Here is a 4,769-nt window from a genome sequence, read left to right on the forward strand (position 1 = left end):
CCGCCGTGCTGGCGGCCCTGGCCGGGCCGGTCCGCACGCCGGCGCCGCCGCTGCCGACCGCGGCCGCCGGCGCCGCCGACCCGCTGGGCGACGACGCGCAGCTGGCCCTGTACGCCTGCTACGAGCTGCACTACCGCGGGTTCGCGGGCGTGGCCGACGACTGGGAGTGGCAGCCGGACCTGCTGCGCCTGCGGCAGGCGCTGGAGGAGCGGTTCCTGGCCGCGCTGCGCGCCGCGGTGCCCGGCGGCGCGGACGCGGCCGGCGCGCTGGACGCGCTGCTGGCCGAGCCGCCCGGCGCCACCGGCGTGTCGCACCGCCTGCACCGGCACGGCACCTGGGAGCAGGCGCGCGAGTTCCTGGCGCACCGCTCGCTGTACCAGCTCAAGGAGGCCGACCCGCAGGCGTGGCTGATCCCGCGGCTGACCGGGCAGGCCAAGGCGTCGCTGGTGGCCGTGGAGTTCGACGAGTACGGGGCCGGCCGCGGCGAGCGGGTGCACGCGCGCCTGTTCGCCGACGCCATGTCCGCCGCGGGCCTCGACCCGGCGTACGGCCGCTACCTGGACCACGCGCCCGCCGCCACGCTCGCCACCGTCAACCTGATGTCCCTGCTGGGCCTGCGCCGCTCGCTGCGCGGGGCGATGGCCGGGCACTTCGCCGCGCTGGAGATCACCTCCTCGCCCGGCGCGCAGCGGCTGGCGGCGGCGTTCGGCCGACTGGGCGCCGCAGCGGCTTGCGTGCGGTTCTTCACCGAGCACATCGGGGCCGACGCGGTGCACGAGCAGCTGATGCGCCGCGACGTGGTCGGCGGCCTGCTGGACCGCGAGCCCGGCCAGGCGGCGGCCGTCGTCTTCGGCGTGCAGGCCACCACCTACCTGGAGGACCGCTGGGCCGCCCGCGTCCTGGCGGACTGGGACGCCGGGCGCACGTCCCTGCGCCGCCCGCTGGAGGCGCCCGGCCGGCCGGAGGGCGCGGGCGGCCCGCCGACCGGCCCCGGCTGACCGGCGCGGCCCGCTCGCAGGGCCCGGGCGGCGGCGGGCCGCCGGAACGTCAGGGGGAGCGGTCAGGGCGTCCCGTAGCCGCCGCCGCCGGGCGTGTGGAGCACCAGCACGTCGCCCGGGCCCACCTCGGCCGCGTCGCACCCGGCCAGCGGCTGCACGGTGCCGTCGGCGCGCTCCACGGCGTTCGCGCCCAGCGCGCCCGCCTCGCCGCCCGCCATGCCGTACGGGGGCACCCGCCGGTGGCCGGTCAGCAGCGCCAGTTTCATGGGCTCCAGGAAGCGGATGCGCCGGGTCACGCCGTCGCCGCCCCGCCACCGGCCGCGCCCGCCGCTGCCGTGCCGGACGGCGAAGCCGTCCACGCGCACCGGATAGCGCCACTCCAGCACCTCGGGGTCGGTCAGCCGCGAGTTGGTCATGTGGGTCTGCACGGCGTCCGCGCCGTCGAACCCGTCGCCCGCGCCGGAGCCGCTGGCGACGGTCTCGTAGTACTGCACGCGGTCGTTGCCGAAGGTGACGTTGTTCATGGTGCCGGAGCCCTCGGCCTGCACGCCGAGCGCGCCGTACAGGGCGCCGGTGACGGCCTGGGAGGTCTCCACGTTGCCGGCGACCGTGGCGGCGGGGAAGGCGGGCGCCAGCATCGACCCCTGGGGGATGCGCACGTCCAGGGGTTTCAGGCAGCCGCTGTTGAGCGGGATGTCGTCGGCGACGAGGGTGCGGAAGACGTACAGCACCGCCGCCATGACCACCGAGCTGGGCGCGTTGGTGTTGCCCGGCTGCTGCGGCGAGGTGCCCTCGAAGTCGAGGACCGCGCCACGCGCCGCGCGGTCCACGCGCACCGCGACGCGGATGAACGCACCGGCGTCGGTCTCGTAGGTGAACGTGCCGTCCCGCAGCCCGGCGACGATGCGGCGCACCGACTCCTCGGCGTTGTCCTGCACGTGCCGCATGTAGGCGTGCACCACGTCGAGGCCGAACTGCCCGATCATGCGGCGCAGTTCGGCGATGCCCTTCTCGTTGGCGGCGATCTGGGCGCGCAGGTCCGCGAGGTTGGCGTCCGGCGCGCGGGAGGGGTACGGGCCGGAGGCCAGCAGCGCGCGGGTGGCCTCCTCGCGCAGCTCACCGTCCCGGACCAGCAGCCAGTTGTCGAACAGGACGCCCTCCTCGTGCACGGTGCGGCTGAAGGCGGGCATGGAGCCGGGCGTGACGCCGCCGATCTCGGCGTGGTGCCCGCGCGAGGCGACGAGGAACAGCACCTCGCGCCCGGCGTCGTCGAAGACCGGGGTGACGACCGTGACGTCCGGCAGGTGCGTGCCGCCGTGGTAGGGGTCGTTGACGGCGTACACGTCGCCCGGTCGCATCGTGCCGGCGCCCCGCCGCAGCACCTCCTTGATGGACTCGCCCATGGAGCCGAGGTGGACGGGGATGTGCGGGGCGTTGGCGATGAGGTTGCCGTCGGCGTCGAACAGCGCGCAGGAGAAGTCCAGGCGCTCCTTGATGTTGACGGAGTGGGCGGTGTTCTCCAGGGCCACGCCCATCTGCTCGGCGATGGCCATGAAGAGGCTGTTGAAGACCTCCAGCAGGACCGGGTCGACGCTGGTACCGACGGCCGTCGTACGCGGCCGGGGGGCGACCCGGGTGAGCAGCAGGTGGCCGCGCTCCCCCGCCTCGGCGCGCCAGCCGGGATCGACGACGGTGGTGGCGTCGTCCTCGGCGACGATCGCCGGCCCGGTGACGGTGTCGGACGGCAGCAGGCCGGCGCGCTCGTACAGGGGTACGTCCTGCCACCGGCCCTCGGTGAACATGGCCACGGTGGCGGCGGGCGCCAGGTCTCCGGACCGCGCCGGGGGCGGCGCGGCGCGGGTGCCGCCGGCCCCGGCGGCCGTGCCCACGGCCTCGACCGCCACCGCCTCGACCACCAGCGGCTTGTCCATGGTGAAGGCGTACCGCGCGCGGTGCAGCCGGGCGAACCGCGCGGCCATCGCCTCCGGCGTGTCCAGCGGGACGGGCAGCGCCGCGTCCGTGCCCGCGTACCGCAGGTGGACCCGGGCGACGGTGGCGACGGCCTGCGGCGGCACGCCGTCGGCGAGCAGGTCGGCGCGGGCTCGCTCGGCGAGGCGGTCGCACAGGTCCCGTACGCGCGGGCCGGCGTCGTCGGTCAGCTCGGTCTCGACGGCCTGCTCGCGCAGGGCGGTGGCGTCGGCCACGCCGATGCCGTACGCGGACAGCACGCCGGCCAGCGGCGGCACGATCACCGTGCCGATGCCGAGCGCGTCGGCGACCGCGCACGCGTGCTGGCCGCCCGCGCCGCCGAAGCTGGTGAGCGCGTAGCGGCTGACGTCGTGGCCGCGCTGCACGGAGATCTTCTTGACGGCGTTGGCCATGTTGAGCACGGCGATGTCGAGGAAGCCCGCGGCGACCTCCTCCGGGCCGCGCCGGTCGCCGGTCGCCTCGGCGGCCCGCCGGGCCAGCTCGGCGAAGCGCGTACGGACCGTCTCGGCGTCCAGCGGCTGGTCGCCCCGGGGGCCGAACACGCGCGGGAAGTGGGCGGGCTGGACGCGGCCGAGCATCACGTTGGCGTCGGTCACGGTCAGCGGGCCGCCGCGCCGGTAGCAGGCCGGTCCGGGCACGGCGCCGGCCGAGTCGGGGCCGACCCGGTAGCGGCGGCCGTCGAAGTGCAGGACCGAGCCGCCGCCCGCGGCCACGGTGTGGATGTTCATCATCGGCGCGCGCATGCGCACCCCGGCGACCTCGGTGCCGAAGACCCGTTCGAACTCGCCCGCGTAGTGCGACACGTCGGTCGACGTGCCGCCCATGTCGAAGCCGATGACCCGCTCGTACCCGGCCTCGGCGGCCGCCCTGGCCATGCCGACCACGCCGCCGGCGGGCCCGGAGAGCACCGCGTCCCTGCCGCGGAAGTGGGCGGCCTCCCGCAGGCCGCCGTTGGACTGCATGAACATCAGCCGGATGCCGCGCAGCTCCTTCGCCACGCTGTCGACGTAAGCGCGCAGGACCGGGGAGAGGTAGGCGTCGACGACGGTGGTGTCGCCGCGCGGCACCAGCTTCATCAGCGGGCTGACCTCGTGTGAACAGCTCACCTGCGTGAAGCCCGCCTCCCGGGCCGCGGCCGCGACGGCCCGCTCGTGGTCGGCGTTGCGGTAGCCGTGCAGCAGCACCACGGCCGCGCTGCGGAAGCCGTCGCGGTGGGCCGCGCGCAGCTCCGCGGTGACGGCGGCCAGGTCCAGCGGGCGGACCACGCCGCCGCGCGCGTCCAGCCGCTCGGGGACCTCGACGACCCGCTCGTACAGCGCCTCGGGCAGCAGGATGCGCCGGTCGAACAGGCGCGGGCGGTTCTGGTAGGCGATGCGCAGCGCGTCCCGGAAGCCCTCGGTGACCACGAGCAGGGTCGGCTCGCCGGTGCGCTCCAGCAGGGCGTTGGTCGCCACGGTCGTGCCCATCTTCACCACGGCGATGTCCTCGGCCGGGACGGGATCGTCGAGGCCGAGCCCGAGGGTGAGGCGGATGCCGGCGACGGCCGCGTCCGCGTACCGCTCGGGGTGGTGCGACAGCAGCTTACGGGTGGTCAGCCGGCCCTCGGGGTGGCGGGCCACCACGTCCGTGAAGGTGCCGCCGCGGTCGATCCAAAACTCCCAGCGTCCTGTCATCCGGCCATTGTCCCAGGCGGCCGAGCCGGCTCACACGGCCGCGGAGGCGGCCACCGGGCCCGCCGGGTCCCGGCCCCCGCCGTCCGGGCGGGCGCCCGCGCGGGCGGCG

2 protein-coding genes are annotated in these 4,769 nt (G+C 76.3%); one reads left to right on the forward strand and one right to left on the reverse strand.

The window, feature by feature from the left end:
- Positions 1 to 5 precede the first annotated feature (5 nt).
- Positions 6 to 998: an iron-containing redox enzyme family protein gene (locus RKE29_RS27960; RefSeq protein WP_312008474.1), complete on the forward strand. Its 993-nt coding sequence runs from the start codon at positions 6 to 8 to the stop codon at positions 996 to 998.
- 62 nt (positions 999 to 1,060) lie between these two features.
- On the opposite strand, the gene RKE29_RS27965 is transcribed toward RKE29_RS27960, so the two are convergent.
- Positions 1,061 to 4,660 (reverse strand): hydantoinase B/oxoprolinase family protein, encoded by a 3,600-nt coding sequence (locus RKE29_RS27965; RefSeq protein ID WP_312008473.1) that lies wholly within the window; start codon positions 4,658 to 4,660, stop codon positions 1,061 to 1,063.
- Between the last annotated feature and the right edge of the window lie 109 nt (positions 4,661 to 4,769).

The organism is Streptomyces sp. B1866, from assembly GCF_031932565.1.
Classification (GTDB): domain Bacteria; phylum Actinomycetota; class Actinomycetes; order Streptomycetales; family Streptomycetaceae; genus Streptomyces.